Source organism: Nitratidesulfovibrio liaohensis, from assembly GCF_011682075.1.
GTDB lineage: Bacteria > Desulfobacterota > Desulfovibrionia > Desulfovibrionales > Desulfovibrionaceae > Cupidesulfovibrio > Cupidesulfovibrio liaohensis.
In genome coordinates, this window is sequence record NZ_VSMK01000533.1 from 1 (window position 1) to 1491 (window position 1491).

Below are 1491 nucleotides of genomic sequence, written 5' to 3' on the forward strand. Positions count from 1 at the left end.
ATCTGCCGTGGCCCGCATCGCCGCCGGGCTGCCCGGCCCGGTGCAGGGGCTGTGCGTGGCGGGCAACTCGGCCATGACCGCCATTCTGCTTGGCCGCGAGGTGTCCGGCCTTGCCGCCGCGCCCTACCGTCTGGACTATCCGGGCGGCACTGCGGAAATCCTGCCCGAACTGGCAGACTTGCCCGGCTTGACCGGATCGACCGGCAGGGCCGCCGGGCCGGAGGTGTGGATTCCCCCGCAGCCCGCGCCCTTCGTGGGCGGCGATGTGGGGGCGGGCATGGCGGCGCTGCTGTACGGCGGGCTGGCGGATGCGCCCGGCAAGGACAGCGCGTCTGGTCCATTACACCCCGCAGGCCCTGGCCCGGCACAGGCCGCATCGCCCCGCTTTCCCTTCCTGCTGGCTGACCTGGGCACAAACGGGGAATTCGTGCTGGCCACCGGGCCGAACAGCGCGCTGGTGACCAGCGTGGCCCTTGGCCCCGCGCTGGAGGGCATCGGCCTGTCCTGCGGCGGGGTGGCCCAGCCGGGGGCCATTGCCTCGTTCACCCTCGGCCCCGCCGGGCTTGTGCCCACCGTGCTGTCGGAAGATGACGGCACCCCCGCCGCCCCCACCCACCTGTGCGGCACGGGCTATCTTTCGCTGCTCCGGGTGCTGTTGCGCGCCGGGCTGCTTGACGAAGACGGTCGCTTCGTGATGGAACCGCATTCCCCGCTGGCGCGTCGCCTTGCCGCATCACTGGCCGAGGTGCGCGGCGAACGGCGCTTGCCCCTGCCCGGGGGCTTGCATCTTTCAGCGGGCGACATAGAAGAGGTGCTGAAGGTGAAGGCCGCCTTCTCCCTGGCCTACGAACGGCTGCTGGCGGAAGCAGACATGCCCGGAACGGCGCTGTACGCCGTGTATCTTGCCGGGGCGCTGGGCGAGCACGCCCGCCCCGATGACCTCGAAACACTGGGATTTCTGCCCGCAGGGGTGGCCGGGCGCACGCGGGCCGTGGGCAACGCCTCGTTGCGCGGGGCGGAACTGCTGCTGTTGCGGCCCGAACTGCGCGCGCGCATCAATGCTTGGCGCACCGGCTGCCGCGTGGTGGACCTGACCACCGCCAGCGATTTTTCCGCCGTGTTCCTGCGCCACATGCGCTTTCGCTGACACGGCGCAACGGTACGGCACTGACAGCACGGCACCGCAGCATGCCGCCACGGCAGGCAGAACCGTCCGCAAACAGGCCCCAGCCGCACTCCCAACGTGCGGGCGGGATGCCGCAACAGCCTGACAGGCCGCACCGCAATGGTGCTTCCAGCCGCCCCGGTCCCCCGTATCAGCAGGACCACCAGCGGCCCCCCGAACACCGGAAAGCCCGGCTGGCCACGTGCCCGCCCGCTTCCACCGATTCCGAGTACTCACGATCCGGGCGGCGCACAGCGCAAACCGCCCGCAGCCGCGCCCGCGCACCACGCCGGACGCCACGACACCGGCCCCGCGCTCCGGCCCAT

1 protein-coding gene is annotated in these 1491 nt (G+C 71.8%); it reads left to right on the forward strand.

Annotated features, from left to right (window positions below):
• Positions 1–1147: ASKHA domain-containing protein (locus FVW27_RS15370; RefSeq protein ID WP_167126755.1), on the forward strand; the 1147-nt coding region annotated here is incomplete at its 5' end.
• Between the last annotated feature and the right edge of the window lie 344 nt (positions 1148–1491).